The sequence below is a fragment of the Microbacterium sp. PRF11 genome, from assembly GCF_031844085.1.
In the GTDB taxonomy this organism is placed as follows: domain Bacteria; phylum Actinomycetota; class Actinomycetes; order Actinomycetales; family Microbacteriaceae; genus Microbacterium.
On sequence record NZ_JAUZUP010000002.1, the window covers coordinates 395,502 to 421,250 of the forward strand.

At 71.1% G+C, this 25,749-nt stretch carries 26 protein-coding genes and 1 pseudogene; 16 read left to right on the forward strand and 11 right to left on the reverse strand.

Annotated elements, in window-relative coordinates:
- Positions 1–5 precede the first annotated feature (5 nt).
- Both purF and Q9R20_RS07435 read left to right on the forward strand, forming a co-directional pair.
- Positions 6–1,481 carry an amidophosphoribosyltransferase gene (gene purF, locus Q9R20_RS07430; protein ID WP_311248738.1) on the forward strand — a complete coding sequence of 492 codons (1,476 nt, stop codon included), beginning with the start codon at positions 6–8 and terminating at the stop codon, positions 1,479–1,481.
- Positions 1,478–2,695 (forward strand): MFS transporter, encoded by a 1,218-nt coding sequence (locus Q9R20_RS07435; protein WP_311248739.1) that lies wholly within the window; start codon positions 1,478–1,480, stop codon positions 2,693–2,695. Before purF ends, Q9R20_RS07435 begins: the two co-directional genes overlap by 4 nt.
- A 74-nt stretch (positions 2,696–2,769) precedes the next feature.
- Here the strand turns inward: Q9R20_RS07435 and Q9R20_RS07440 are convergent, their stop codons facing one another.
- Positions 2,770–2,952 carry a DUF3073 domain-containing protein gene (locus Q9R20_RS07440; RefSeq protein WP_295839397.1) on the reverse strand — a complete coding sequence of 61 codons (183 nt, stop codon included), beginning with the start codon at positions 2,950–2,952 and terminating at the stop codon, positions 2,770–2,772.
- Positions 2,953–3,114: 162 nt separating this feature from the next.
- On the opposite strand from Q9R20_RS07440, the gene Q9R20_RS07445 reads away from it, so the two are divergent.
- A complete protein-coding gene (locus tag Q9R20_RS07445) occupies positions 3,115–3,627 on the forward strand; it encodes a universal stress protein (protein WP_311248740.1) in 513 nt (170 codons plus the stop codon).
- A 1-nt stretch (position 3,628) separates the two neighbouring features.
- Here Q9R20_RS07445 and Q9R20_RS07450 read toward each other — a convergent pair whose 3' ends face one another.
- Both Q9R20_RS07450 and Q9R20_RS07455 read right to left on the reverse strand, forming a co-directional pair.
- On the reverse strand, positions 3,629–4,234 hold the full coding sequence (locus Q9R20_RS07450; protein WP_311248741.1) for a PadR family transcriptional regulator: 606 nt from the start codon (positions 4,232–4,234) through the stop codon (positions 3,629–3,631).
- Positions 4,234–5,079, reverse strand: a complete 846-nt coding sequence (locus tag Q9R20_RS07455) for a DUF4097 family beta strand repeat-containing protein (RefSeq protein ID WP_311248742.1) — start codon at positions 5,077–5,079, stop codon at positions 4,234–4,236. The genes Q9R20_RS07450 and Q9R20_RS07455 overlap by 1 nt, the downstream gene beginning before the upstream one ends.
- Before the next feature lie 176 nt (positions 5,080–5,255).
- On the opposite strand from Q9R20_RS07455, the gene Q9R20_RS07460 reads away from it, so the two are divergent.
- Positions 5,256–5,525 (forward strand): Rho termination factor N-terminal domain-containing protein, encoded by a 270-nt coding sequence (locus tag Q9R20_RS07460; RefSeq protein ID WP_295839393.1) that lies wholly within the window; start codon positions 5,256–5,258, stop codon positions 5,523–5,525.
- A gap of 4 nt (positions 5,526–5,529) precedes the next feature.
- On the forward strand, positions 5,530–6,495 hold the full coding sequence (locus tag Q9R20_RS07465) for a DNA topoisomerase IB (protein WP_311248743.1): 966 nt from the start codon (positions 5,530–5,532) through the stop codon (positions 6,493–6,495).
- Here the strand turns inward: Q9R20_RS07465 and Q9R20_RS07470 are convergent.
- On the reverse strand, positions 6,470–7,465 hold the full coding sequence (locus Q9R20_RS07470) for a cation diffusion facilitator family transporter (protein ID WP_311248744.1): 996 nt from the start codon (positions 7,463–7,465) through the stop codon (positions 6,470–6,472). The two genes, Q9R20_RS07465 and Q9R20_RS07470, sit on opposite strands and share 26 nt — an antisense overlap.
- The gene (locus tag Q9R20_RS07475) at positions 7,462–7,941 is read right to left on the reverse strand and encodes a transporter substrate-binding domain-containing protein (protein WP_311248745.1); all 480 of its coding nucleotides are present in this window, start codon (positions 7,939–7,941) and stop codon (positions 7,462–7,464) included. The genes Q9R20_RS07470 and Q9R20_RS07475 overlap by 4 nt, the downstream gene beginning before the upstream one ends.
- Positions 7,942–8,099: 158 nt before the next feature.
- Here Q9R20_RS07475 and Q9R20_RS07480 point away from each other — a divergent pair, with 158 nt between their 5' ends.
- The 5 genes from Q9R20_RS07480 to Q9R20_RS07500 all read left to right on the forward strand — a co-directional run bounded on the left by Q9R20_RS07480 (position 8,100) and on the right by Q9R20_RS07500 (position 12,687).
- Positions 8,100–9,149: a hypothetical protein gene (locus tag Q9R20_RS07480; protein WP_311248746.1), complete on the forward strand. Its 1,050-nt coding sequence runs from the start codon at positions 8,100–8,102 to the stop codon at positions 9,147–9,149.
- A gap of 43 nt (positions 9,150–9,192) precedes the next feature.
- Positions 9,193–9,558, forward strand: a complete 366-nt coding sequence (locus tag Q9R20_RS07485; RefSeq protein ID WP_311248987.1) for a CrcB family protein — start codon at positions 9,193–9,195, stop codon at positions 9,556–9,558.
- Between the two features lie 90 nt (positions 9,559–9,648).
- A complete protein-coding gene (locus Q9R20_RS07490; protein WP_311248747.1) occupies positions 9,649–10,578 on the forward strand; it encodes a carbohydrate kinase family protein in 930 nt (309 codons plus the stop codon).
- 20 nt (positions 10,579–10,598) lie between these two features.
- Positions 10,599–11,219, forward strand: coding sequence for a class II aldolase/adducin family protein (locus Q9R20_RS07495; protein WP_311248748.1), 621 nt, complete (start codon positions 10,599–10,601; stop codon positions 11,217–11,219).
- A gap of 1 nt (position 11,220) precedes the next feature.
- Positions 11,221–12,687 carry an aldehyde dehydrogenase family protein gene (locus Q9R20_RS07500; protein WP_396653669.1) on the forward strand — a complete coding sequence of 489 codons (1,467 nt, stop codon included), beginning with the start codon at positions 11,221–11,223 and terminating at the stop codon, positions 12,685–12,687.
- 45 nt (positions 12,688–12,732) lie between these two features.
- On the opposite strand, the gene Q9R20_RS07505 is transcribed toward Q9R20_RS07500, so the two are convergent.
- The 3 genes from Q9R20_RS07505 to Q9R20_RS07515 form a co-directional block, all read right to left on the reverse strand.
- A complete protein-coding gene (locus Q9R20_RS07505) occupies positions 12,733–14,010 on the reverse strand; it encodes an MFS transporter (RefSeq protein ID WP_311248750.1) in 1,278 nt (425 codons plus the stop codon).
- The gene (locus tag Q9R20_RS07510) at positions 14,007–15,077 is read right to left on the reverse strand and encodes an alpha/beta hydrolase (protein WP_311248751.1); all 1,071 of its coding nucleotides are present in this window, start codon (positions 15,075–15,077) and stop codon (positions 14,007–14,009) included. Before Q9R20_RS07510 ends, Q9R20_RS07505 begins: the two co-directional genes overlap by 4 nt.
- Positions 15,078–15,220: 143 nt before the next feature.
- Positions 15,221–15,856, reverse strand: coding sequence for a TetR family transcriptional regulator (locus tag Q9R20_RS07515; protein WP_311248752.1), 636 nt, complete (start codon positions 15,854–15,856; stop codon positions 15,221–15,223).
- Between the two features lie 68 nt (positions 15,857–15,924).
- On the opposite strand from Q9R20_RS07515, the gene Q9R20_RS07520 reads away from it, so the two are divergent.
- The 6 genes from Q9R20_RS07520 (at position 15,925) to Q9R20_RS07545 (ending at position 22,627) form a co-directional block, all read left to right on the forward strand.
- Positions 15,925–17,334 carry a flavin monoamine oxidase family protein gene (locus tag Q9R20_RS07520; protein ID WP_311248753.1) on the forward strand — a complete coding sequence of 470 codons (1,410 nt, stop codon included), beginning with the start codon at positions 15,925–15,927 and terminating at the stop codon, positions 17,332–17,334.
- Positions 17,331–17,771: a hypothetical protein gene (locus Q9R20_RS07525; RefSeq protein ID WP_311248754.1), complete on the forward strand. Its 441-nt coding sequence runs from the start codon at positions 17,331–17,333 to the stop codon at positions 17,769–17,771. Before Q9R20_RS07520 ends, Q9R20_RS07525 begins: the two co-directional genes overlap by 4 nt.
- Positions 17,772–17,774: 3 nt before the next feature.
- Positions 17,775–18,689: an alpha/beta hydrolase fold domain-containing protein gene (locus tag Q9R20_RS07530; RefSeq protein ID WP_311248755.1), complete on the forward strand. Its 915-nt coding sequence runs from the start codon at positions 17,775–17,777 to the stop codon at positions 18,687–18,689.
- 42 nt (positions 18,690–18,731) lie between these two features.
- Entirely contained in the window at positions 18,732–18,956 is a 225-nt protein-coding gene (locus Q9R20_RS07535) for a hypothetical protein (RefSeq protein ID WP_311248756.1), read from the forward strand.
- A 32-nt stretch (positions 18,957–18,988) separates the two neighbouring features.
- A complete protein-coding gene (crcB, locus tag Q9R20_RS07540; RefSeq protein ID WP_311248757.1) occupies positions 18,989–19,354 on the forward strand; it encodes a fluoride efflux transporter CrcB in 366 nt (121 codons plus the stop codon).
- 111 nt (positions 19,355–19,465) lie between these two features.
- The gene (locus Q9R20_RS07545) at positions 19,466–22,627 is read left to right on the forward strand and encodes an efflux RND transporter permease subunit (RefSeq protein ID WP_311248758.1); all 3,162 of its coding nucleotides are present in this window, start codon (positions 19,466–19,468) and stop codon (positions 22,625–22,627) included.
- Between the two features lie 499 nt (positions 22,628–23,126).
- Here the strand turns inward: Q9R20_RS07545 and Q9R20_RS07550 are convergent.
- The 3 genes and pseudogenes from Q9R20_RS07550 to Q9R20_RS07560 all read right to left on the reverse strand — a co-directional run.
- Positions 23,127–23,756: pseudogene (locus Q9R20_RS07550) on the reverse strand (DUF998 domain-containing protein); the annotation flags it as partial.
- A gap of 243 nt (positions 23,757–23,999) precedes the next feature.
- Positions 24,000–24,902 (reverse strand): aldose 1-epimerase family protein, encoded by a 903-nt coding sequence (locus Q9R20_RS07555; RefSeq protein WP_311248759.1) that lies wholly within the window; start codon positions 24,900–24,902, stop codon positions 24,000–24,002.
- The gene (locus Q9R20_RS07560; RefSeq protein ID WP_311248760.1) at positions 24,899–25,522 is read right to left on the reverse strand and encodes an antibiotic biosynthesis monooxygenase; all 624 of its coding nucleotides are present in this window, start codon (positions 25,520–25,522) and stop codon (positions 24,899–24,901) included. Before Q9R20_RS07560 ends, Q9R20_RS07555 begins: the two co-directional genes overlap by 4 nt.
- Positions 25,523–25,749: the final 227 nt, after the last annotated feature.

Here is a 25,749-nt window from a genome sequence, read left to right on the forward strand (position 1 = left end):
ACCCCATGTGCGGCATCGTCGGCATGGCCGGGCAGGGCCCGGTCAACCAGGAGATCTACGACGCGCTCCTCCTCCTCCAGCACCGCGGGCAGGACTCGACGGGCATGGCCACGGCCGAGTCCAGCGGGGTGTTCCACATCCACAAGGCCCGCGGCCAGGTGCGTGAGGCCTTCCGCACGCGTGACATGCGCGCGCTGCTCGGCGACATCGGCCTCGGCCACGTGCGCTACGCCACGAAGGGCACGGCATCCAACGAAGAAGAGGCGCAGCCCTTCTACGTCAACGCGCCCTACGGCATCGTCCTCGTGCACAACGGCAACCTGACCAACACGCGCGAGCTCACCAGCGAGCTGTTCAGCAAGGACCGCCGCCACCTCAACACCAGCAGCGACACCGAGCTGCTCGTGAACATCCTGGGCTCCGAGCTGCAGTCCGAGATCACCGGACCCGACCTCGACCCGGCCCAGGTCTTCCGCGCGGTCGGGCGCGTGCACGAGCGTGTCGAGGGGTCGTACGCCTCGATCGCCCTCATCGCCGGCTACGGGCTCCTCGCGTTCCGCGACCCGTTCGGCATCCGCCCGCTCATCCTGGGCAAGCGCCCCGCCGCGCAGGTCCCCGGCGGCGAGCCGCGCGACGAGTACATCGTGGCATCCGAGTCCCTCGTGCTCGAGAACGCGGGCTTCGAGGTCGTGCGCGACGTCGAGCCCGGTGAGGCCGTGTTCATCACCCTCGACGGAACGCTCCACGCGCAGCAGTGCGCCGCGAACCCGACGCTCGCGCCGTGCTCGTTCGAATACGTCTACCTCGCGCGGCCCGACTCGGTCATGAACGGCGTCTCGGTGTACGAGACGCGTCTGCGCATGGGCGAGCGCCTCGCCGACACCGTCGCGAAGTACACCCCCGCGGGTTCCATCGACGTGGTCATGCCGATCCCCGACTCGGCGCGTCCGGCGGCGATGCAGGTGGCCCGCAAGCTCGGCATCGAGTACCGCGAGGGCTTCTACAAGAACCGCTACGTCGGCCGCACGTTCATCATGCCCGGGCAGGCCGTGCGCAAGAAGAGCGTCCGTCAGAAGCTCAACGCGATGTCGACGGAGTTCCAGGGCAAGAACGTCCTCCTCGTCGACGACTCGATCGTGCGCGGCACCACTAGCCGCGAGATCATCCAGATGGCTCGGGATGCCGGTGCGAAGAGCGTCACGTTCGCCTCGGCCGCACCTCCCGTGCGCTTCCCGCACGTGTACGGCATCAATATGCCCTCGCGCCACGAGCTCGTCGCCCACGGCCGGACGATCCCGGAGATCGCCGAGGAGCTCGGCTGCGACTATCTCGTCTACCAGGAGGTCGACGACCTCAAGGCGGCGATCATGGAGGGCACCGACCTGGTCGACCTCGACATGAGCTGCTTCGACGGCCGGTACGTCACCGGCACCGTGTCGGACGAGTACCTCGCGTGGGTCGAGGGCAGCCAGGAGTCTTGACCTCCCGCCGCGCGGGGACGATCGCGCTCGCCGCGGCGGCCGTCGTCCTGCTCGCGCTCACGCTGCGGATCGCAGTGGCCTCGCTGTCGCCGCTGTTGACGGTCATCGGCCGCGACTTCGAGGTCCCGGCGGCGGTGGTGGGTCTCATCGGCATGGCGCCGCCGGTGGCCTTCGCCCTGTCGGGCATGGTGACCCCGGCGATCGAGCGGCGACTCAGCCTCGAGCGCACGGTGCTCATCGCAGCGGTCGTCGGCGCGACCATGCTGTCGTTGCGCGCCGCGGCCGCCGACGCGTGGTCGCTGCTGGCGGCGACGGCGGGCATCTTCGCCGCGGTGGGTGTCGGCAACGTGCTGCTGCCCACGGTGGTGAAGAAGTACTTCCCCGAGCGCATCGGGCTCATGACGACGGTGTACTCCACGACGATGGCGGTGGCGACGTTCACCCCGCCGCTGGTGGCCGTTCCGCTGGCCGACGCCGTCGGGTGGCGCGGGTCGTTCGTGACGTGGGCGGTCGTGGCGCTGGCGGCGGTGGTGCCGTGGATCGCGCTGAGCCTCCGCGCCCGCGCGTCGAGCGCCGACGCCGTCGACGAGCCGCGCACCGCGGTTCTCTCGCGCATCGTGCGCGTCCCCCAGACGTGGGCGCTGGTCGTCACGTTCGGGGTGAACTCCGCCGTCGCCTACGCGATGTTCGCGTGGCTGCCGCCGCTGCTGATCGAGGTGGCCGGAGTGGATGCCGCCGAGGCCGGCGGTCTGCTCGCGCTCTTCTCGTTCATGGGCCTGCCGGTGTCGCTACTGGTGCCCTTGCTGGTGGCCCGGCTCGGGCGGACCACGCCGTTCTACGTCGTCGCCGTGGTCGGCGGCCTGACGGGCGTGGTCGGCCTGCTCGTGGCGCCCGCGGCGGCGACGGTGCTGTGGGTGGTGCTGATCGGCATCCCGCCGCTGATGTTCCCGCTGGCGCTCACGCTGTTCGGGCTGCGGACGCGCTCGCACGAGACCGCGGTCGCGCTCAGCGGGTTCGTGCAGAGCGTCGGTTACGGGTTCGCCGCGCTCATGCCCCTGGCGATCGGCGTGACGCACGAGACGACCGGCGGCTGGACCGTCGGTCTGTGCGTGCTCGGCGGCGCACTCCTGCTGGTCGTTCCCGCAGCGGTCATCATGACGCGTCGCGAGAGCGTGGAGGCGGCGTGGGAGCGCCGCACCGGGCACGCGTGGTGACCGTGTCCTCCCGGAGGGCGGGATCGAAGGTCAGGACCGAACCGCCGGAGCGGTGAGCAGCGGAACGGGAGGCGTCAGGCCTTCTCGTCTTCGTACTCGTCGCTGTACTGGTCGGCCCACTTGTCGACGTATGCGTCGTCGCCCGTTTCGGGTGCGCCCAGTTCGCGCTCGAGAGCCGAGTAGTTCACCGAATAGGTGTCGTACTTCAGCTCACGGGCGATCTTGGTGTTCTTCGCCTTCTGACGGCCACGCCCCATGCGAGACCCCCTCACGATCGACGTCGAGGGCCATGATGTGAGCCCTGCGTATTGCGGTTCCGGACCGAGCCGGTAAGAGTAACACCCAGGATATCACGGCGCATTCCGGCCGAGCCGTCGAGCGGATCACCGCGGGCCGCCGGCGCCCCGGAAGGAGCAGTCATGGTGGACCAGCCCCATCCCGTCGCCGCGCGCGGAGCGGTCATCGCGGGAGTCGTCCCGGGCCAATCGTCACGGGTCGTGCGCGAAGCCGCGCGGTACGCGGGTCTCGCCGGTGCCGAGCTCATCGTCGTCCACGTCGACACCACGCGGTTCGTCGCGTTCGAGGACCCCGACGGCTACGTACCGGCAGGCGTCGATCTCGCGGGGACCGCCGCCAAGGCCGCGCTCGACGAGGTGCGTCGAGAGGCCGAGGAGGCCCTCGCCGGCCACACCCAGGTGTGGAGCGTGCGGCAGGAGATCGGCGACCCGGCGCTCGCGCTCATCCGTCTCGCCGACGAGGTCGACGCCTCTCTGCTCGTGGTGGGTACGCGCAAGCGGGGGATCGGGGAATCGGTCCGCGAGTTCCTCACCGGATCCGTCGCCGCCCGCTTGAGCCACCGTCAGCGCCGACCGGTCCTCGTCGTCCCGCAGGGCGACCCGGTCGGCGCCGACGATCAGCTGCCGTGGGAGTGACTCAGCCGCGCATCGCGCGCGCCACGGCCTCGGAGGCCTGACGCAGCGCCTCCTCGACCCCGTCGATCCCGGATGCCGTCAGCTCGCCGCCGCGCGCCACGTGAGCGCGGAGCTCGGAGCGCACCCGGCCGCGGAACTCGGTGACCGCGGCGTCGGCGCGCGACAACTGCTCGCGGCTGCGGGAGCGCGCGTCGTCGACGGGCGCGGCGTGCGCCTGTTCGCGCTCCCCGCGGGAGGCGGCGGCCAGGTCGGCGCGCAGGCTCCGCATGGCATCCCGGACGCTGCCGCGCACCTCGTCGGCGATGAGCCGGACGCTGTCGGCGAGGCCCGCCTGGATGCCCTCCAGATCGCCCGAGCGTGCGGCGACCTCGCTGCGCCCGGCGTCGGTGATCTCGTACACGGTCTTGCGGCCGTCGACGGTCTTGGTGACCAGGCCCTCTTCCTCGAGCTTGGCCAGGCGCGGGTAGATGGTGCCCGCCGAGGGCGAGTAGGTGCCGCCGGTGCGTTCGGTCAGCGCCTGCATGAGGTCGTAGCCGTGGCGCGGCGCCTCGTCGAGCAGGCTGAGGATGTACAGGCGCAGATCGCCGTGAGAGAAGACGGGGCTCATCACCACTCCTCCTCTCCGGCGAGCTCCTCGGGACGCAGGCCCGAGATGCCGCGGCGCAGCACCGTGATCTCGCCCGAGACCGTGTTGGCGCGGACGTCGACGAACGACCCCGCGAGCGCGCCGGTCGAGCCGGTGTAGTTCGTGGGGCCGGAGCCGGAGCGCACCTGGCCGTCGATCTGGACACGTCCGCTGACCGAGCGCGAGACGTAGTTCGCAGGCAGGGAGCGGTCGAGGCGGATGGTGGCCGTGCCGCTGACGGAGTTGAGGCTGATGGCCTGCGTGGGCCCCGTCGAATCGACGAGCATGGCGCCCGAGACCGTGTCGATGGACGCCTTCGTGATGCGCCCGGTGGCCGCCACGTCTCCCGAGACGCTGTTGGCGCTGAGTGCGCCGTCGAGCTCGCGCACCTGCAGATCGCCCGAGACGGCGTTGAGGTTGACGTCGCCGACGAGGCCGTCGACGATGATGTCGCCCGAGACGGTGTTGAGGCGCACGTCGGTGCGCAGGCCCGAGACGAGGGCGCTCGCGCTGACGACGCCGAGGGTCAGGGCGACCGCGCGCGGAACGGCGACGCTCACCTCGGCCTTGGGTCCGCCGGAGCCGAAGTTGCGGAACACCTCGAGGAAGTTGTCCCACCGCAGCTGCGGGTGGTCGATCTCGAGGCGGCCGTCGACCATCTCGATGCGCAGATCTTTCACCGTCACGCCGTGCACCTCGATGCGCGCGTCGGGTTCGTCGTGCGCGATCACGTCGACCTGTCCGCCGACGAGGCCGATCTTCAGCTCGCGCAGCGCGTCGATGTCGATGACGCGCGTCTCACCGGGGTGGATGATCCATTTCTCCATGACGAGTCTCCTCACTCGCGATATATCGCGTTGCACCCGAGTATCGCGATATATCGCGTTATCGTCAACCCTCCGTCGGTGCACGCCGTTCCGTGGCATCCGGTCCTCTTGTCAACCCCGCGGACGCGTGAGGATGCGCGCCCGTAGCGTCGGACTCCCGGCGGAAGGAGACGGTCATGCCCCAGGGACGAGGATCGAACAGCCTGAAGGACCCCGACCTCTACGAGGAGTTGCGCAAGCAGGGCGACTCGAAGGAGAAGGCGGCCCGCATCTCGAACGCCGCCGCCGCGCAGGGCCGCGACAAGGTGGGCGAGAAGGGCGGTCACGCCGAGAACTACGAGGACCGCACCGTCGACGAGCTGAAGAAGCGCGCGAAGGAGCTCGGGATCACCGGGTACTCCGGCAAGAAGAAGGCGGAGCTGATCGACCTGCTCCGCAACCACTGAGGCGATGCCGCGACTCATCCGTGTCCGGCCCTACGAGGATCCGGGCTACCGTCGCGTGCGCTCCGGGTCGGGCTTCCGCTTCGTCGACCACGCGGGCGACCCCGTCCCCGAGCGCGAGGCCGAGCGGGCGCGAGGACTGGTCATCCCGCCCGCGTGGCGCGAGGTGTGGATCGCGAAGGAACCGAACGCGCACATCCAGGCCGTCGGGACAGATGAGGCCGGACGGCGGCAGTACACGTACCACGCCGACTGGTCGAAGCGGCAGGACAAGGGCAAGTTCGCTCGCGCCCTGCAGCTCGCCGAGGCGCTGCCGCGGGCGCGCGCCCGCGTGACCCAATCGCTGCGGCGCGCCGAGAACGATCGCGAGCGGGTGCTCGCGGTATCGTTCCGCTTCCTCGACCTCGTCGCCCCGCGCGTGGGCAACGCCCGCTACTTCGTCACGAACGGCAGTCGCGGCCTCACCACGCTCCAGCGGAGGGATGCCACCGTCGAGGGCGACCTGATCCGCCTGTCGTTCCCGGCGAAGAGCGGCAAGCGCGCCGAGCTGTCGGTGCGCGACGGGGAGCTGGCATCCATCGTCGAGGAGCTCGCGCTCGGCCGCTCTCGCGCGGCGCTGCTGAGCTACCGTCGCGGCCGGCGACGCGTGCCGCTCACTCCCGGGGACGTCAACGGCTACGTGCGCTCGCTCACCGGAGGTCCCTTCAGCGCGAAGGACTTCCGGACGTTGCGCGGCACGATCCTCGCGGCCGAGTCGCTCGCGAAGGTCGGTGCGGTCGGCGGCAAGAACGAGCGCAAGAAGGCCGAGGTCGCGGCGGTCCGGGCGACCGCGGAGGCCCTCGGCAACACTCCCGCGGTCGCGCGCGCCAGCTACATCGACCCGCGGGTGTTCTCGCTGTACCGGCGGGGTCGCACGATGGAGCTGGGCGGGTCGAAGGACGCCGCGATCAGGCGCCTGATCCTGGGGGAATGACCGCCTCCACCACGTCGGGCAGCTCGGGGACCGGCACGATGACGACGTCCTGCACCTTCCAGTCGAGGGCGACGCACCCCTCGCGGGCGGCCTCGATCGCGGCGAGCGGCACGGTCTCGTCGCGGGGGACGACGAAGGCCTCGATGTGGAAGACATGTCCCTCGTCGCGGATGCGACTGCCGGCGCGGTCGACCCAGTCGAGTCCCGCGAGGTACTGGTCGACGCGGCCGGCGAGCGGGTGCGGCTGCCGGTCGTCGAACGTCGTCGCTCGCGCGTCCATGAGGTCGACGATCGCGGCGCGGAGGTTGCTCACGCCGTCGTGCACGATGCTCGCGGCGATGAAGATCGCCGCCGCGGCATCCATCCACCACAGGCCGACGCCGATGCCGAGCACACCGACGATGGTGCCGAGCGAGGTCATCCAGTCGGCCTTGTTCATGTCGGCGTCGGCGTAGAGGACCTTGTCGTGCAGCTCCCGCGCGAGTCCCAGCTTCATGCGGCCGACGATCACCGGCGGCACCGCGGTGACCGCCATCACCCCGATCATCAGCCACCCGAGCCAGACGGTGATGCCGAAGAGGTTCAGCGTCCCGATCGTGGGGTGCTCGGCCGTCACCAGGCCGATGCCCGAATCGACGATGAGGAAGAGGCCCATGGCCGTCAGCGCCACCGCCGCGACGAGGTGACCGACCGCGACGGAACGGTGCAGACCGTACGGGTGGCGCACCGTCGGCGGGCGCCGCGCGAGACGGACGGCGATGAGGAAGGCCAGGGGCGGGATGAACGACAGCAGGTCCTCGATCCACGCGGCCTTCATCGCCTGCGAGTTGCCCAGCACGAGAAAGACCAGCGTCGCCGTCACGACGAGGAAGCCGATCGTGATCCACTCGAGCCGGATCGCGCGCCGCAGCACCTCGACCTGCCGGTCGGGAAGCTGCGCGCGGCCGAAGCGCACCGACTCCGTCGTCATCGGGACGCCTCCTCGTCGGTGAGGAACGTCTCCAGCCGCGAGACGAAGGCGTTCTCGCCGAGCGGCACGAGCATGACGAGCTTCGCCGTCGACCCGTCCTCGAGCGTGGTCTCGGCGTAGGGCCGCGTCATCCCCGCCTTCTTCGTCCACGGGGTCTGGTCGGTGAGCCCCGCGGCGACGACGTCGAGGTCGCCCTCCTCGAGACCGCGCACGAGCGCCTCCTCCGAACCCACCGTCCACTCGACATCGGCGTCGAGCGATCGCGCGAACGCCGTCAGGGCGTCGATTTCGATCCCGGTCGGTTCGCCCTCGTCCCATCGCACCCACTCGCCATTGGGGGAGACCCCCGCCCGCAGCACGCCGCCCTCGACCGCGTCGAGCGTTCCATCGGGATCGGAGGGGATCCGGATGCCGCAGCCGGCGAGCATCAGCATGGTGACCGCCGCGGTGGTCACAGCCCACAGAAGCCTTCGCATGGTTGTCCCTTCCCGCCGCGATCCTGCGGCCTTTCGCGGTGCGGTGTCGCGGGGGTTGCGGAGCGGGGTCGGGTGCCCGTATTCAGTCGGCAGGTCTCTCTGGCCGAGGAGCGAAACGACGCGCCTGCGGGCGCTCCCCAGGCTGAGAGGATCGACGCGTGACGGATGATCTCTCGCGCTCCGACGAATCACGTTCGACGCGCGCTCGAAGCCGGGGAGAGCGGTCCGGCACCCACCTCTACAGCCTCCTGACCCCGGAGGCGCGTTCCCTGTACGAGGTCGTCCCCGGCGCGCAGGAGCTCTTCCGCCCCACCCACGCTTCGCAGGGAGCGGCGCGTCGGGGACTGCGCCAGGACGACGCCTTCCGCAACCTGCTCCGAGCGGCGATGCAGGGGTCGGCGGAGCCGCGCGGGTGGCAGCGCCACGAATGGTCCGACGAGGAGGTCGCTCGCGCGGCCGCCGACCCGCAGCTGCTCGCGACAGCCCGGGCGGTGTCGAAGAGAGACAACCCGATCGACTGGCGGGCGACCTGGAAGAAGCGCCGGCAGCGCGAGACGGCGGTGCTCGCGGTCTTCACGTACTCGTTCCTCGCCATCCCCGCGGCCTTTGTCATGAGCGTCCCGTGGCTCGCGCTCGTCGGCGCGGCGGGGGTGCTCGGAGTGGTGGCCTCCCTGATCCGGCGTCGCTACCGAGAGAACCGGCCGGGGCGTGAGCCGGAGCCCGCCGTGCGGAGGGAGAGCGCCCCGTCATCGGATGACGGCATCCCTCGGCCCCTCTTCGTCGTCGAGCGCGCCCCCTCTCAGCATCTGATCGCGCGCGGCACGGGCCTGGTGTTCCTGGCGGGCGCCGTCGTCCTCGCCGTCATGGAGCTCGTCGAGGGCGGCCCCCTCGCCGCCGTCGGTGTCACCGTGTGGTTGAGCACCCTCGGTGCTCTTGGTGCGGTCATCTTCGTCTGGGCCCTGGCCATCGGGCGTGCGCGCATCACCGGGTTCGACGACCACCTGGTCGTTCGCCCCGGATTCGGCCGCTCGCGGATCGTCCCCGCCTCGGAGATCGCGTCGCTCGCGTCTCTGTCCGCCGGGCGGCTGCGGGGCAGGGACGCGCGCGGCCGCACACTCTTCGAGGCGATGAGCGTCTACGACGACTTCCCCGACTTCGTCGCCTGGTTGGAGGCGAAGGCCCCGCAGCAATGGGCCGACCTGACGTGACACCGACGCGCGGCGGCGCCGGGCGTAGGGTGGCGCGGTGAGCATGTGGCGCGACGTCGTCCTCGTCGCCGTCGGTGGCGCGATCGGCACCGCGCTGCGGGCGGGCCTCTCCCTGGGTCTCGGTGACGACCTCGGTCCGGCTCTGGTGCCGCTGATCAACGTGGCCGGAGCGTTCGCCATCGGCATCCTGTTCGGATGGCGGGCCCGGATGCCGCACTCCTCGCGCCGGCAGCGGACGCAGCTGTTCCTCGGCACCGGGGTGCTGGGCGGCTTCACCACCTACAGCGCGCTCGCCGTGGAGTCCGCGGATCCGGGGCTGCTGTGGTGGGGTGCGGCGACCGTCCTGGTCGGGACGGCGGCGGCGTGGGCGGGCGTGCTGCTCGGCCGCGGAGGGCGTCCCGCGCGCTGACCCTTGTCGCACCCGGCGAGAAAGTGGTACAAATGTGCCACTTGCCGTCGTGGGTTCGCCACGCCGGTCACCCGACCCGGAGGTTCGTCGATGAACGCCGCCCCCTCGATCGTCACGCTCGGAGCCCATGTGCTCGACACGATCGTCCAGCCCGTCGATGAGATCCCCGAGGGACAGGGCTCGCTCCTCGTCGACGAGATCGTGATGTCCGCAGCGGGACCGGCCGGGGGCACAGCGCTGGTACTGAACAAACTCGGCGCGCGCGTGATCACGAGCGGGGCCGTGGGCGACGACGTCGCGGGACGCGTGCTGGTGGGCCTGCTCGGTGATGCCGGCATTGACGTGTCGAACCTGCGAACCGAGGAGCTGCCGACCTCGGCATCCGTCCTCCCCATCCGCTCCGACGGGTCGCGGCCGGCGCTCCATGTGGTCGGAGCCAACGCGCTCGCGGCCGACGTCGTGCCCTGGGACGCGCTCGCCGCCGCCGATCATGTGCACGTCGGAGCGCCCGAGCTGCTCGGCCCCGAGAACGTCATCGAGATCCTGGAGTACGCCCGTCGGCACGGGGCGACGACGTCGCTCGACTTCCTCATCGGCGGCGACCCCGCCTTCTACGCGCTCATCGAACCCCTGCTCGCGTACACCGACTACGTGCTCCCCAACGCCGAGCAGGCCATCGGGTGGACCGGCGCCGACGACCTGCCCACCGCCGCCCGCGCCCTGCACGCGGCGGGAGCGGCGGTCGTCGCGGTCACCAACGGCGGTGGCGACATCGTGGTGGTCGACGGCGGCGACCTCGAGCTCGTCCCCATCGTCCCCGCCGAACCCGTCGACACCAGCGGGGGTGGAGACGCGTTCTCTGCCGGCTTCGTCTTCGCCAAGCTCCGCGGGCAGTCGTCGCGCGACGCCGCGCGCTTCGGATCGGCCACCGCCGCGCAGGTCGTCGCGGGCGTCGGCACCGATCACGGCGCTTACGACGCGGCATCCATCGACGCTTTCCTCTCGGCGGGAGCGCTGTGATCGCGGGTGTGCGAGAAGCCGTGGCAGGCGCTTGCCGTGCGCTCGCCGCGCAGGGCCTGGTCAAGGGGACTGCGGGCAACGTCAGCGTGCGCGTGGACGGCGGGATCGCGATCACCGCGACCGGGGTGGTGTTCGCCGACGCGATCGCCGACGACGTCGTGATCGTCGACGACGAGAAGAAGGTCGTCGAGGGCGCGCTCGCTCCGAGCTCCGAGCTCGACCTGCACCGCGCGGCCTACGCCGACGAGGCCGTCGGGGCCGTCGTGCACACGCACGCCCCCGCGGCGATCGCCCTCTCCCTCGTCGCGGACCGGCTGCCGTGCGTGCACTACCAGCAGCTCGCCCTCGGGGGCGGGATCGAGGTGGTGCCGTTCTCGGTTTTCGGCTCCGCCGAGCTCGCCGCGGACACCGGGAACGCCCTCGCCGCGGCCAACGCCGCGATCCTCGCCCACCACGGCGCCGTCACCACGGGCCGAGACCTCGCCGATGCCGTGACGAACACCGCCCTGCTCGAGTGGGCCTGCGACATCTATCTGCGCGCACGAGCGGTGGCGGTTCCCGCCGAACTCAGCCCCGATCAGCAGGCTGCGGTGCTCACCGCCGCGGTGTCGACCGGGTACGGACACAAGCACGGAGCGTGACATGGATGCCGTGACCACCGACATTTTCGACTCGCTGAGCCCGCTCGATGGACGCGTCGTCGACACGTTCCCGGTACGCAGCCCCGCCGAGGTGGCATCAACGGTGGACCGTGCGCGGCGCGCGGCGCGCGGGTGGCGGTCCCTCGGCTTTGACGGGCGCCGGCGCGCGCTGCAGGCCTGGCGGCGCGACATCGTGGCGCACCTCGACGACCTCATCGCCGTGGTGCGCGCCGAGACCGGCAAGCCCCGTGGAGACGCCCGGCTCGAGATCATGCTCGCCCTCGACCACCTGGCCTGGGCGGCGACCCACGCGCGTCCGGTCCTTCGTCGGCGCCGTGTGGGCGCGGGCGTGCTCATGCTCAACCAGTCGGCGAGCGTCGGCTACACCCCGTACGGCGTGGTCGGGGTCATCGGCCCGTGGAACTACCCGGTCTTCACCCCCATGGGCTCGATCGCGTACGCGCTCGCCGCGGGCAACGCCGTGGTGTTCAAGCCCAGCGAGTACACCCCCGGCGTGGGCGTGTGGCTGCAGCGCTCCTTCGTGCGCGCGGGCGGGTCGGCCGATGTCTTCGCCGTGGTGACCGGTCTCGGACCCACCGGCGCCGCCCTCTGCCGCGCGGGTGTCGACAAGGTGGCCTTCACCGGCTCCACCGCGACGGGCAAGGCCGTCATGGCCGCGTGCGCCGAGAGCCTCACCCCGGTCGTGATCGAGGCGGGCGGTAAAGACGCCCTCCTCGTCGACGAGGACGCCGATCTCGCGGCGGCGGCCGAGGCGGCCGTGTGGGGCGCCTACTCGAACGCGGGTCAGACATGCATCGGCATCGAACGTGTCTACGCGCACGCGAAGATCTACGACCGCTTCGTCGAGGCCGTCGCCGAGCGCACGCGCGAGCTCCGCGCCGGCGCCGACGACGCCGCGACGCTCGGCCCGCTCACCATGCCGAGCCAGGCCGACGTGGTCCGGGCGCACGTCGCCGACGCGCTCATGCGGGGCGCGACGGCGCGCGTCGGATCGGCCCCGGCTTCCGGGACCACTCTGCAACCCGTCCTCCTCACCGACGTCGACGAGGAGGCGGATGCCGTGCGGGAAGAGACCTTCGGCCCGACCCTGGTCGTCAACCGCGTGGCATCCATGGACGAGGCCGTCGAGAAGGCCAACGCCGTGCGTTATGGACTGTCGGGGGCGGTGTTCTCCAAGAAGCGGGGGAGCGAGCTCGCCCTGCGTCTCCGGGGAGGCATGATCGCGATCAACTCGGTCATCTCGTTCGCCGCGGTCCCCGCCCTGCCCTTCGGCGGGGTGGGAGATTCCGGGTTCGGACGCATCCACGGGGCGGACGGCCTGCGCGAGTTCGCGTACCCGAAGGCGCTGACCCGCCAGCGCTTCCCGCTGCTGACGTTGACCACGATGCGGCGCACCGCGAAGGTCGACCGTCTCGTCGAGCGCATCATCCGGCTGCTCTACGGCTGAGCCGGAACGTCGCGGATGCCGCGGGCTTCCGGCATCCGTCGACGATCACCGCACCGAGCGCACCCGCATGATGATGACCGAACCCAGAAGGCCCGCCAGTCCGCTCGCGAGGAACAACCCAGAGAACCCGCCGAACAGTACGACCGCCCCCGCCCCGAGCAGGGGACCGAACGCCTGTGGGCCGGCGAGGGCGATGTTCATGATCCCGACGTCCTTGCCGCGCGTCTCGGCCGAGGGCAGCACCTGCGTGGCCAGGGCCTGGTCGACGGCGAAGAAGCAGCCCTGACCGAGCCCGAGCAGCACGGCCCCGATCACCGCGGTCGACTCGGCCGGGGCGACGGCGAGCAAGAGTGCGGAGACGGCTTGGGCGACTCCCGAGGCGAGCACGAACACCCGACGGCGCTGAACGACGTCGCTGAGCTTGCCGAGGGCGACGGAGGCCACGATCGTCACGGCCATGTAGATGACGGTCGTGAAGACGAGGAAGCCGGTCGGGTCGGCCACGCCGAGGGCGAAGGTGAAGAAGTACAGCAGCATCGTCGTGGCGATCGCGTTGCCGAGGTTGATGAGGACGCGGCTCGCGACGGTCCATGCGAAATCGGGGTGGCGTCGGGGGTCGACCCAGATCGAGGAGAGGATCGTCCGGACGGTGAGCGGGCCGAGCAGTGCCGCCTCGGACGCCGTCAGCGGAACGTCGCGCAGAACGAGCAGGAACGGCACGGCCAGGGCCACGCAGCACACGGCCAGCGCGAGGTAGCCCGACGCCGTCGTGGTGAACACCGCCGTCACGAGCACGATCCCGAGCAGGATGCCGATCGCGTTCGGCGCCGAGATCCATCCCGACACGAGCCCCCGCTGCCCCGCGGGCACGCAGTCGGCCATGACGGCGGTGAGGGCGGCCGACGCCATGCAGAAGCCGAGCATCACGAGAGTCCATGTGACCACCGTGCCCAGCGTCTCGGTCTGAATGCCGAGCAGGGCGAGCCCGACGGCCGCCAGCACGACACCGGCCGAGATCCAGGGGCGACGCCGCCCGAACCGCGACCGGGTGCGATCGCTCAGTGCCCCGACGATCGGGTACGCGATGATCACGAACGCGCCCGCCACGGCGCTGACCAGGCCGTACGCGACCAGCGAGACGAGCCAGTCGTCCGATGCGTGCTGGTAGGCGATCTGCAGGGGCAGCAGGACCTGTACGGGAACGAGTTGCGCCATCCACAGCCCGAGCCACACGCCGGCGAACGCCGCGATCCACCCCGCGCGGACGGGACGGGTGGGCTCGGCGTAGGCGGTCGGGGCGGCGGGCGTCGGGTCGGCGGTCATCGGACACCGCCCGTACGCCGCGCCGCCAGCGTCGCCACGGCCCACCGGCCGGCATCCGCCATGGCGTCGCGCGCGTCGCGCAGCGCTCCGCACGCGTTGAAGAATCCGTGGATCTGGCCGGTGTGGGTCACGAGATGCGTTGCGACGCCGGCGGCTTCGAGACGCTCGGCGTAGGCGACACCCTCGTCGCGGAGCACGTCGAAACCCGACACCGCGACGTATGCCGGGGCCAGGCGCGAGAGGTCCTCGGCCCGCAGGGGCGAGACCAGCGGATCATCGGCGCTTCCGCCGCCGCTCAGGTAGTGCGCTGCGTACCAGTCCATCTGCGCCTCCGTGAGGAAGAAGCCGTCGGCGAACAGCTCGTACGAGCGACGCTTGCGCGAGAGGTCGGTGACGGGACAGAACAGGATCTGGAACGCCGGCGCCCCCTCGGCATCGTCGCGCGTGACCGCGGCCACGACCGCCGAGAGGTTGCCGCCCGCGCTCTCGCCGCTTACACCGACCGCGTCAGCGGTTCCGCCGAATCGCGAGGCGTTGTCGCGGACCCACCGGAAGGCGTCGACGCTGTCGTGGAGCCCCGCCGGGAACGGCGCTTCGGGGGCCAGTCGGTAGCCGACCGACACCACCGTCATGCCCGAGGTCTTCGCGAGGGTGCGGCACGTGGCATCCGCGCTATCGACCGATCCGAGCACCCAGCCGCCGCCGTGGAAGTACACGATGATGCCGGATGCCGCTCGGTCGAGGCCCGCGCGATACACGCGCCCTGGAACCCGCCCGGCACGGGTGGGGATCTCGATGTCGTCCCTCTGCGCGAGCTTCGTCGTCCCGGCGAACGTCCACGCTTCGAGTTCGATGTGCGCGCGGGCCTCGTCGAGGGGGAGCCGCTCGAACCGGGCGCCGGGAGAGTCGTTCATCACGCGCAGAGACGTCTGCACCGCGGGGTGCAGGGTCTTGCCGTCGATCACGACGGGGCGGCCGTTCACCGCGCGGAGGACTGCGGGGGGAAGCGCCCCGAGGGCGCGCGCGCCCCAGCGGAGCAGGTGGTCCTGAGGACGGGGACGGAGCATGACGGAACCCTTCTGTCGATCACGGCGATGGGATCGACTATCGGGTCACTTTATTGCACACGCGTACCGTTTTATGTGACGAAAATGTGAACTTACTTCCCGAAGAAGGCGAAGGGCGCGAGAAACATGTACGTTTGTGCCAACTAAACGGGAGAACGATCTCCCTCGCCCAGCGAAGAGGTCGCAGCGAGGGTCACGAACCCCACGATGGCGGCGCGCAGGGCGTGCGCCAACGACTGGAACTGGACTTCTTCGGAACGGGCGATGCGATGCAGGGCGAAACCGTCGATCAGGGCGACGACTGCAGCGGCGGCGTGCGGATCGGCCACGCCGTTCGTCTGCAGGACGGCCGCCGCGAGCGCCCGCGTCTCGTCGAGGATCTTCTCGACGTGCACGCGCAGCGCGGGATGACGCGAGGCGAAGAGATAGATCTCGAACTGCGCGACCGTGTGATCCTGCGATTGGCTGCGCACGATCTCGACGAACTCGTCGATCGCCGCCCCGGGGCTGTTGGTGCCCGAGACGAGCACGGAGCGGAACTGCTCGAGCCGCTCGAGCTCGGCGGCCATCGCATGAGCGACGGCCTCGCCGATCATGTCGTCGAGCGAGTCGAAGAAGTAGGTCGTCGACGAGTGCGGCACTCCCGCCGCGGCCGCCACCGCCCTGTGAGTGACGGCCGCGATGCCGCCCTCGGCGATGATCGCGATCGTGGCATCCAGCAGCAGCTCGCGGCGCGCTCGACCGCGCGCCCGCATCGGCCGGCTCGTCGTCTCGCTCACGCTGTCCTCCTCGCCGACCGGCGTGGTCGGTGTCGCCTTCAGAACGGAGTAAGCCTATGACCGCCTCCTTGCCCCCCGCAGACCGAGTCCCGGCACCCGACGTCGACGTGGTCGTGGTCGGCGCCGGGCTGTCGGGCCTGACCGCCGCTCACCGTCTTCACCAGTTCGGTGCGACGGTAGCGGTATTCGAAGCGGCGCCGCGCGTGGGCGGACGCGTGTCGTCGGCGGAGGTGGCGGGGGTGCACGTCGACCTCGGGGGCACATTCGTCGGCCCCGGTCAGGATCGCATTCTGGCCCTCGCCGACGAAGTGGGCGTCTCGCGATATCGCACCTACGCCGCGGGGCGCAACGTCATCCGGTGGCGCGGCGAGCGCCGGCACTATCGCGGCACGGTGCCTCCGGTCGGCGCGAGCCTGCTCGACGTGGGGCGCATCCAGCTCACCCTCGACCGCCTGGCGCGCACCGTTCCCCGGGGGAACCCCGCCGCCGCCCCGCAGGCCGCGACCTGGGATGCCGAGAGCCTCGGCTCGTGGCTGCGTCGCTCGCACGCCTCTCCCGCGGCGCGAGAGCTGATCGCGATCGCCGGCCGGACGACGTGGGGGTGCGAGCCCGACGAGATCTCGTTCCTGCACGCTCTGCACTACATCCACCAAGCGGGTGGGCTGTCGTCGATGCTCGACACCGAGGGTGGCGCTCAGGAGGAGCATTTCGTCGAGGGGTCGCATGCGATCGCCGTGCGTCTCGCCGACGCGCTCGGGCAGGCGCTGCGGGTGAGTGCTCCGGTGCGACGCATCGAGACCGTCGCCGATGTGGTGCACGTGTCGACGGTCGATGAGACGGTGACCGCCCGCGCGGTCATCGTCGCCGTGCCGCCGGCGCTGCGCGGAAGAATCGATTTCGCACCGGCCCTTCCCCCCTTTCACGCCCAGATGGCCCAGCGCTGGCCGGCCGGGGTTCTGTCGAAGGCTTACGCCGTGTACGAACGGCCGTTCTGGCGCGACCACGACATGTCGGGTCAGGGGCTGTCCGACACCGGCCCGGTCTTCATCACCTTCGACGCCGGTCCCGCTCGCGCCGAAGCCCCGGGAGTGCTCCTCGGCTTCATCGGCGGGGTCTACGCCCGCGAGTGGGACGAGCTGGCGCCCGCCGAGCGCCGAGCGCGAGCGCTGTCGTCCTTCGCCGACCTGTTCGGCCCCCGGGCGATGGATGCCATCGGCTACATCGACCAGCGTTGGGGGGCCGAGTCCTGGGTGGGCGGCGGCCCCACCGCGGTTCCGGGGCCGGGAGCGGTCGTCGCCTATGCCGGTGCCCTGTCCGCCCCTGTCGGGTCGATCCTCTGGGCCGGTACCGAGACGGCCGATCGCTGGACCGGGTTCATGGACGGAGCTGTTCGCGCCGGTGAGCGCGCGGCGCTCCAGGCCCGCGGCATCCTGACATCCACTTCGACAGATCACGAACAGATGGGAGTCGCCCGATGACCTGGAGCCGCGAGTACACGCACCTCACCACCGCCACCACCGACGCGGTGTGGAAGAGGTGGACCACCCCCGAGGACTGGGCCGTCGACGATCCCGACCTGCGCGAGGCCATCTTCCTCGCGCCTCCGCGCGTCGGTGACTCCGGCCGCGTGGTCAACCACGGAACCCCCGCACAGCGCTTCACCTTTACCGAGTTGCAGCCGGGGGTCGCGATGAACTTCCGCATCGGGTTGCCGGGGGCTGTACTGTCGTTCCCGCACCGCATGCGCCAGACGCCGCACGGGCTGTCGGTGACGCACGCCGTGCAGATCTCCGGGCCCCTCGCCATGGTGCTCGGTCCCCTCGTCGGGCGCAAGATCGCCGCGGGACTGCCGGCCGTCGTCCGGCTAATGACGACGAACGCGCTCGCTGACATGGCGGATGCGCGCGAGGAGTAGTCGGTGTCGCTGTCGATGATGCTCACGACCGCGGCGATGTGGGTGAACGCGCGGCCGATCCGCCTTGCACTGACCCGTGACGACTACCTCGAGACGCTCGACCCGGGCCGGCGCCCGGCCGAGCCGCCCGCGCGCCTGCGCCGCTCAGGCCGTGTGGTCGTCTCGCGGCAGGACGGGCTGCCCGTCTATCGTTACGAGCCGGCTACGCGGACCCCCGGGCTCGAGCTGATGTACCTGCCCGGTGGGGGACTCGTGAATCCGCTCGTCACGGAGCACTGGTGGATCGTCGAGCGTCTTGCTCGGGCGACCGGGGCCGCGATCACCGTGGTCTGCTACCCCCTCGCGCCCGAGCGCGGGGCCGACGACACCCTCACCGTGATCGACGCGCACTACGAACGCCTCGCCGCGCGGGCGGGAACTTCCCGCCTCCTCGTGGCGGGAGACTCGGCGGGAGGGGCTGTGGCGGTGGGCCTCTCACTGCGCGCTGCGCGTCGACCCGACGGACTCGTGTTGTTCTCGCCGTGGCTCGACCTCGCTCTCACCAACCCGGCGATCGCTCGTCGGGTGTCGCGGGACCCCTCACTGCGTGTCCCCGGCCTGCGGGCGGGCGCGGAGGCATGGGTGGGTGACCGGGGGCTGGACGACCCGGCGTTGAATCCCGCGCGGATGGGGCTCGCCGGGTTGCCGCCGACCCTCGTGTTCCAGGGTGGTCGTGACATCTTCTTCGACGACGCCGTCGCCTTCTCGCGACGGGCGCGTGCCGAGCGGGCGTCGGCGCGTCTGGTGACCGGCGGGGCGGGGTTCCACGTCTACGCGGGGGCGTTCTGGACGCCAGAGGCGCGCGCGGCCTACGCGCTCGTGGGGGCTTTCTCGTGCGACCCCGCACGAGTGAGTCATAGTGGGACATATGTGCAATAATCTACCGAGGGCGCGACGGTGCGCCCCATTCAAGGAGGACCGATGACCGCTCGCTACGACCTCACCAAGATCAAGCTCGGCAAGCTCATGACCGACCCCGATGCCGAGGGCATCATCCTCGACGTCATCCCCGACCTCAAAGCGAGCCCCACCTACCTCGTGGCCCGCACGCTCACCGCGAGCGCTGCGCTCAAGCTCGCCGAGGCTCAGATCGGCGCCGAGAAGGCCGTCGAACTGCGTCGTCGCATCGAGGCGCTCGAGGCGTGAGTCGCCGACGCGGCGACGAGTAGATTGACGGCGTGACGCCGCTGCTCTTCCTCGCCGTGGCGCTCGCCGGCGGCGTCGGCGCGGCGCTGCGGTACCTCCTCGACGTCGCCGTGCGCCGCCGGACCGGGGAGCGCTTCCCGTGGGGGATCCTCGCCGTCAACCTCACCGGGGCGCTCGCGCTCGGCATCCTGAGCGCCCTTCCGACCGACGAGGCGTGGCGGGCGATCCTCGGTACGGGGCTGCTCGGCGGCTATACGACCTTCAGCGCGGTGGCGGTGACGACGGTGCTGCTGGCCGAGGAGGGGCGCACGCGCGCCGCCGTCGCCTACGCGGTCGCGTCGTTCGTCGGGTCGGTTCTCGCCGCCGTCCTCGGGCTGACTGTGGGTTCGCTGGTCTGAGCGCCAGCCCGGACTCCGCGGGCGGGGCGCATGGGATACTGGCGTTCGATACAGACTTGTATCCAACGGCCGCGTCGCGGCATCCACCCCCTGATCCCGGAGGGTCCTCCCGTGTCGTACCTGGCCGTCCTCAGTCTGAAGAACCGCGCGCTCATCGCGCTCGTCACGATCGTCGCGGCGGTCTTCGGCGGCCTCGCGCTGACGAGCCTCAAGCAGGAGCTCATCCCGTCGATCGAGTTTCCGCAGCTCGCCGTCGTGACGACGTACCCGGGCGCCTCTCCCGAGGTCGTCGAGGCCGACGTGTCGACCCCCATCGAGAACGCCATCCGCGGCGTCGAGGGGCTGGAGTCCACGACCGCGACCAGCACGACGAACTCCTCGATCGTGTCGGCGTCGTTCACCTACGGCACCGACCTCGCCGGTGCCCAGCAGAAGATCCTCGCCGCGATCGCGCGCATTGACGATCAGCTGCCCGACTCGGCCGACACGACCGTCGCCTCGGCGAGCATCGACGACTTTCCCGTCATCCAGCTCGCCGTCACGGGGTTCGCCGATGCCCAGGCGACGCAGTCGATCCTCGAGAACAGCGTCGTGCCCGACCTCGAAGACGTCGACGGCGTCAACGGCGCGCAGGTGGTCGGCGGCACCGGTCAGCGCGTCACCATCACCCCCGACTCGACGAAGCTCGCCGAGCGCGGCTTCAGCCAGCAGGCGATCACCGACGCCCTTGACGCGAACGGTGTGCTGTTCCCCGGCGGCTCGCTGACCGAGGGCGATCAGACCCTCACCGTGCAGACGGGGGCCAAGCTCACCAGCGTCGACGAGATCTCCGCCCTCCCGCTCGTGCCGACGGATGCCGCCCAGGCCCGGGTCGGCAACACCACCATCGCCGACGTCGCCTCCGTCGAGCTGCAGAGCGACCCCGTGACGACGCTGTCGCGCGTGAACGGCGAGCCGGCGCTCACCATCGCCGTCACGAAGCTCCCCGCCGCCAACACCGTCGACGTCTCGCGCGGCGTGCTCGCCGCGCTCCCGACGCTCGAATCCGACCTCGGCCAGGGCGCCACCTTCACGGTCGTGTTCGATCAGGCGCCGTTCGTGCAGCAGTCGATCGAAGCGCTCGCGCAGGAGGGCCTGCTCGGGCTCGTCTTCGCCGTGATCGTCATCCTCGTCTTCCTGCTGTCGGTGCGCTCGACGCTCGTCACCGCCATCTCGATCCCGACGAGCGTGCTCATCACCTTCGTCGGGCTGCAGGCCTTCGGGTACTCGCTCAACATCCTCACGCTGGGCGCGCTGACGATCGCGATCGGCCGCGTCGTCGACGACTCGATCGTGGTGATCGAGAACATCAAACGGCACTACGTGGGCGACGCCGACAAGATCCCCACTATCGTCCGGGCGGTGCGCGAGGTCGCGGCCGCGATCACGGCATCCACGATCACCTCGGTCGCGGTGTTCCTGCCGATCGCCTTCGTCGGCGACGTCACCGGGGAGCTGTTCCGCCCGTTCTCGCTCACCGTGACCATCGCTATGGCCGCCTCGCTCCTGGTGTCGCTGACGATCGTGCCGGTCCTGGCGTCGTGGTTCCTCAAGCCCGGGAAGGTCGTGCGGGATGCCGCGGGCGAACCGGTCGACCCCGAGGCGCCGGACGCGCCCCCCTCACGTCTGCAGAAGGCGTACGTCCCCATCCTCAGTTGGACGCTGAAGCACTCCTGGGTCACGCTGACCCTCGCGGTGCTCGTGCTCGGCGGGACGCTCGCCTCGGTGCCGCTGCTGAAGACGGACTTCCTCGGCGACTCCGGGCAGAACACGTTCACCGTGACCCAGAAGATCGGTGCGGCGCCCAGCCTCGACGCCGAGGATGCCGCCGCCCAGAAGGTCGAGGAGGTGCTGTTGAGCACCCCGGGCGTGCAGACCGTGCAGACCTCGATCGGCTCGAGCGGCTCCGCCCTGCGCGACGCCTTCTCGGGCGGCGGCACCGGGATCACGTACTCGATCACCTCCGACTCCGGCACCGACCAGGTCGACCTCCGCGAGCGCGTGCGCACGCAACTGGAGGGGCTGACGGATGCCGGCGAGATCGAGGTGGCCGCCTCCGGCGGAGGCTTCGGCTCCACCGACATCACCGTCGACGTCACCGCTCCCGACTCCCAGGCCCTGCAGCAGGCGAGCGATGCGGTCGTCGCGGGCCTCGAGGGACGCGACGGCGTCGGGCAGGTCACCAGCAGCCTCTCGGCATCCCTCCCCTTCGTCTCGGTGCGCGTCGACCGCGACGCCGCCGCCGAGCGCGGCCTTTCGGAGCGTGCGGTCGGTGCGCTCGTCTCCGGCGCGCAGCAGCCGCGCCAGGCAGGGACCGTCGAGCTCGACGGACGCGGCGTGACCGTGTACCTCGCGACCGCCAATCCGCCGGCCACGATCGACGACCTCCGCGCGCTGGAGATCCCGACCGCGAGCGGCGCCGTCCGCCTCGACGAGATCGCCACGGTCGAGCAGAGCCAGACGCCGCCGTCGATCACGACGTCGCGCGGCCTGCGCACGGCTTCCATCACCGTCACCCCCACCTCCGACGACCTCGGCAGCTCGTCGGCCACCGTCACCCAGGCGCTGCGCGACGTGCAGCTGCCCGACGGGGCGACCGCGGAGGTCGGCGGCGTGGTCACCGACCAGCAGGACGCGTTCGGCCAGCTCGGGTTGGCGCTTCTCGCGGCGATCCTCATCGTCTACGTCGTGATGGTGGCGACCTTCAAGTCGCTGCGTCAGCCGCTCGAGCTGCTCGTCTCGGTGCCCTTCGCCGCCACCGGCGCGATCCTCATGCTCCTGATCACGGGGGTGCCGCTGGGCGTCGCCGGCATGATCGGCGCGCTGATGCTCGTGGGCATCGTGGTGACGAACGCGATCGTGCTGATCGACCTCGTCAATCAGTACCGCGCGCGGGGGCTCAGCGTGCACGACGCCACGATCGTCGGCGGGGCGCGGCGTCTGCGGCCCATCCTCATGACGGCGCTCGCCGCGATCTTCGCGCTCGTGCCGATGGCCCTGGGCATCACCGGTCACGGCGGGTTCATCTCGCAGCCGCTCGCGGTCGTGGTGATCGGCGGTCTCGTGTCGTCGACGTTCCTGACCCTGCTGGTGCTGCCGACGCTCTACAACCTCATCGAAGGGGCGAGCGAGCGCCGTCGCGCGAAGCGGGCGGCGCGGCAGACCGACCCGGTCCCGACGTCGACCGACGACGGGCATCCGCTGAGCCGCCGCGAGCTGCGCGAGAAGCACTGACGAGCCCGCCCCGCCGTCGCGGCGGGCGACACGACGGGGCGTCGGCGCCACGCCGCCCGGCAGAGGTGCGCAGGAGCGGCGGAGCGACCGGTCGCGCGATCGGCGGCGCCGCTTCGGCTCGGCGTGCGCGGGGTCCCGAAGCGGTGGTCGCCGCGGGCGCGCGGAAGGCGCGGACCGGTGCGCCGGCCGTCGGGGGGATGCCGCCGCCCGAGCGGATCGACATGTTCGAGCCCTCGCCGGTCCGGGATGCGGGGGCGATGCGGGGACGCACCGACCGGGCACCCGCAAAAAGCTCGTACGGGTGGGTGGCAGCGGCGAGGGGAGTGCGGGAGGGGCGGGCGCTCAGCGGGCGCTGCGCGCTCACCGGCCGGGCAGCGCTCGAGCGGTGAGCGAGCAGCGGACGGCGGGCGCGGCGGGGCACCGCGTGGGCGGGGGCGGCGGGGGTCGCGGCATCCGTCGTGGTCGGCAGGGCCCGCGCGCGCAGGGTCCAGGTGAACACGCCGGACCACGCGAACATCGCCGAGCACGAGATGGTCTCGAAGAGGGCGAGGTTGATCGTGGCGGTCACGAAGAGCGCGATCGAGGCGACGAGCCAGGCGATCGCCACGACCGTGCAGAGGGTCATCTTGACGCCCAGCCGGTGGAACACGAACGGCGCGCACACGATGAGCGCGAGGAAGCCGAGCACCATCAGCGCGGCGACGCGGTCGTGGAGGTCCTTGTCGGTGTTGAGGGGGATGCAGCCGACGAGCGCGAGGTTGACGCCGACCATGCTGTAGCAGACGCCGGCCAGCGTCGCCGAGCCGCGGCGCGCCGGTCCGCGGCCCATCGCGCGCACGTCGCGGCGCACGCAGAACGCGAAGAACACCACAACCAGGCCGCTGACCTTGAGCGTGGAGTTGAAGACGGCGCTGGAGAAGTCGCCGAAGATCCCGAGCTGGCTGAAGTGCAGCTGCCACCACAGGGGGTCGCTCGTCGTCGCAATCGACAGCAGCAGCCCGCCCACCAGTAGCACCAGAGCGGCGGCGCCCGCGTGCAGCGAGGGCACGGCACCGAGGCGGCGGGTGAGGGCGGACGGTCGGGGCGCCGAGACGGAGAAGGGGGCGGCGGAGCGGAGCGCGGTGCTCATAGTGGGGGATCTTTCCTCGTGACGGAACGAGACTCCCCCCACAGAGCGGGACCCTCGGCCCCCGTCGGCTCATTCGGGTATCGACCGGAGGAGCCGTGGTCCTCGCCACCCCCGGCCTCGACGGAAACCGTCAGCGCACATGGTACCCTCCGTGGCCGAGCGAAAGGAAAGGGATTGCCTCGGCTTTCCCCAGGTCATACGCCCATTCGCTTGTCCCCCAAATGGGGGACAAGCGACCCCGGTTCAGTCGAAGTGCAGTCCCCATTCCCGAGACATCCCGACCCCCGGTTCGAGCACGTCGAGGTCGGTCCCCGTCGCAAACGCGTTCGCCGGAGCCGTCATCGGTTCGATCGCCACGGCCAGCTGCTGACCCGGATAACGGTCGGTGGTGAACACCTGCGCCCAGCGGAACCCCTCGTCCTGCCACAGCGTCAGGCGCCGGCCATCGGGGGCGGTGAGCGTGTGCCGCGCACGGCCGTCGGCATCCCGCTCCAGCCCTCGGTAGCCGTTGTCGAGTGCCGCGGCGCCGAGGCGCACGCCCCCGCGCAGGTCGGTGCGACCGTCGACCGGCACCTCGTCCACCGGGATATTGCGCTCGTCGAGCACCAGGGTGCTCGTGCCCGTCGAATGCAGGACGAGATCCTCGGTCGGCACCCCGCCGATCTGCAGGTACGGGTGGACGCCGAGGGCGAGCGGGGCCGCCTTCGCGCCGACGTTCTCGATGCGATGGGTCACGTGCAGGCCGTCGTCCTCGAGGGCGAACTCCACACGGGTGCGCAGGTGGAACGGGTACCCCGTCTGCGGCACGACGTCCGCGCCCAGCACCAGCCGGTCGTCGGTGTGCTCGACCGGCTGGTAGCTGCCGAAGCGCAGGAGCCCGTGGCTGGCGTTGCCGAACTTCGGCTCGCTGATCGCCAATTGCAGGTCTTCGCCGTCGAAGGTGTACTTCCCGTCGCGGATGCGGTTCGGCCACGGCACGAGCACGACCCCGGATGCCGCGGGAGTCGGCACGTCGTCGGGGTAACGCGGCACGAGGTCGACGCCGTCGACGGTGAGAGCGCGCAGCGCTGCGCCCACCTGGGCGATCTCGGCGGAGGAGCGGGGTCCGCGCAGGTGGAAGCGCTGACCGGTGAGATCGGCGGTCATGACGAGGCCTTTCGGGAACGGGGCGGACGCTGCAGCCACGGGCGCAGCAGGCGGGTGACCCACGGGAGCACCGCGTAGGTCATGACGGGGGTGAGCAGGAGCGTCGTCGCCAGCACCCGCAGCACCAGGGGCACCTCGGCGAAGCCGGGGAGGAAGCCCAGCAGCCACGACGCGAGCAGGTTCGTCGGGAAGAAGCCGACCCAGATCGTCACGGCCTGCTTCCACCGCGGCGGCGCGGGCGGCACGGGCTGCTGGATCGGCGAGGTGGTGGCACCCGCTCGCTCGACGACGGAACCGAATGCCGCGTCGAACCATCCCTCGATGCCGGTGCGCCGCTCGACGCGCTCCTCGCGGGCGAACGGGCGGCCCGAGTCCAGCCACCACTGCCGCTGCGACGAGGTCTCCCAACCCTCGAGCGTGGTCATGTCGCGGAAGCGGTACAGCATGTACCAGAGATCGCTCTCCTCGCCCGCGCGCACCCACCCCGAGCCGAGGAAGCCCGGGAAGGCGGTCGCGAGGTCGGTGCCGGCCTGCATCCAGGAGGTCGCTTCGGCGGTGCGCGTCGGGTCGATGCGCCGCTCGATCGCCACCGTGATGGGGTGGGCGTCGGTGTCTGCCATGCGTCTATCTTCCGTCCTCGCGCGTGCCCGCGTGGCGCGCGCGAGGGGCGCCTGCCGGGGTCGGACTGTGCATGTCCCACTTCGTGCTGCTCTGCTGCGTCGAACCTGCTCTGTGTGGGACACGGGTGTGGGTGTGTGGGCGTGGGGGTGGGGGGTGTCCCACTTCGTGCGATTCGGCGGCGGTGGAGTCGCACGGATGGGGACATGGATGCCATTCCCAGGCGTGC

Coding starts and splice junctions, on each gene's coding strand:
- purF (WP_311248738.1), top strand. CDS start 6: ATGTGCGGCATCGTCGGCATGGCCGGGCAGGGCCCGGTCAACCAGGAG.
- Q9R20_RS07440 (WP_295839397.1), bottom strand. CDS start 2,952: ATGGGGCGTGGCCGTCAGAAGGCGAAGAACACCAAGATCGCCCGTGAG.
- Q9R20_RS07445 (WP_311248740.1), top strand. CDS start 3,115: ATGGTGGACCAGCCCCATCCCGTCGCCGCGCGCGGAGCGGTCATCGCG.
- Q9R20_RS07450 (WP_311248741.1), bottom strand. CDS start 4,234: ATGAGCCCCGTCTTCTCTCACGGCGATCTGCGCCTGTACATCCTCAGC.
- Q9R20_RS07455 (WP_311248742.1), bottom strand. CDS start 5,079: ATGGAGAAATGGATCATCCACCCCGGTGAGACGCGCGTCATCGACATC.
- Q9R20_RS07460 (WP_295839393.1), top strand. CDS start 5,256: ATGCCCCAGGGACGAGGATCGAACAGCCTGAAGGACCCCGACCTCTAC.
- Q9R20_RS07465 (WP_311248743.1), top strand. CDS start 5,530: ATGCCGCGACTCATCCGTGTCCGGCCCTACGAGGATCCGGGCTACCGT.
- Q9R20_RS07470 (WP_311248744.1), bottom strand. CDS start 7,465: ATGACGACGGAGTCGGTGCGCTTCGGCCGCGCGCAGCTTCCCGACCGG.
- Q9R20_RS07475 (WP_311248745.1), bottom strand. CDS start 7,941: ATGCGAAGGCTTCTGTGGGCTGTGACCACCGCGGCGGTCACCATGCTG.
- Q9R20_RS07485 (WP_311248987.1), top strand. CDS start 9,193: ATGTGGCGCGACGTCGTCCTCGTCGCCGTCGGTGGCGCGATCGGCACC.
- Q9R20_RS07490 (WP_311248747.1), top strand. CDS start 9,649: ATGAACGCCGCCCCCTCGATCGTCACGCTCGGAGCCCATGTGCTCGAC.
- Q9R20_RS07500 (WP_396653669.1), top strand. CDS start 11,221: ATGGATGCCGTGACCACCGACATTTTCGACTCGCTGAGCCCGCTCGAT.
- Q9R20_RS07505 (WP_311248750.1), bottom strand. CDS start 14,010: ATGACCGCCGACCCGACGCCCGCCGCCCCGACCGCCTACGCCGAGCCC.
- Q9R20_RS07510 (WP_311248751.1), bottom strand. CDS start 15,077: ATGCTCCGTCCCCGTCCTCAGGACCACCTGCTCCGCTGGGGCGCGCGC.
- Q9R20_RS07525 (WP_311248754.1), top strand. CDS start 17,331: ATGACCTGGAGCCGCGAGTACACGCACCTCACCACCGCCACCACCGAC.
- Q9R20_RS07535 (WP_311248756.1), top strand. CDS start 18,732: ATGACCGCTCGCTACGACCTCACCAAGATCAAGCTCGGCAAGCTCATG.
- Q9R20_RS07555 (WP_311248759.1), bottom strand. CDS start 24,902: ATGACCGCCGATCTCACCGGTCAGCGCTTCCACCTGCGCGGACCCCGC.
- Q9R20_RS07560 (WP_311248760.1), bottom strand. CDS start 25,522: ATGGCAGACACCGACGCCCACCCCATCACGGTGGCGATCGAGCGGCGC.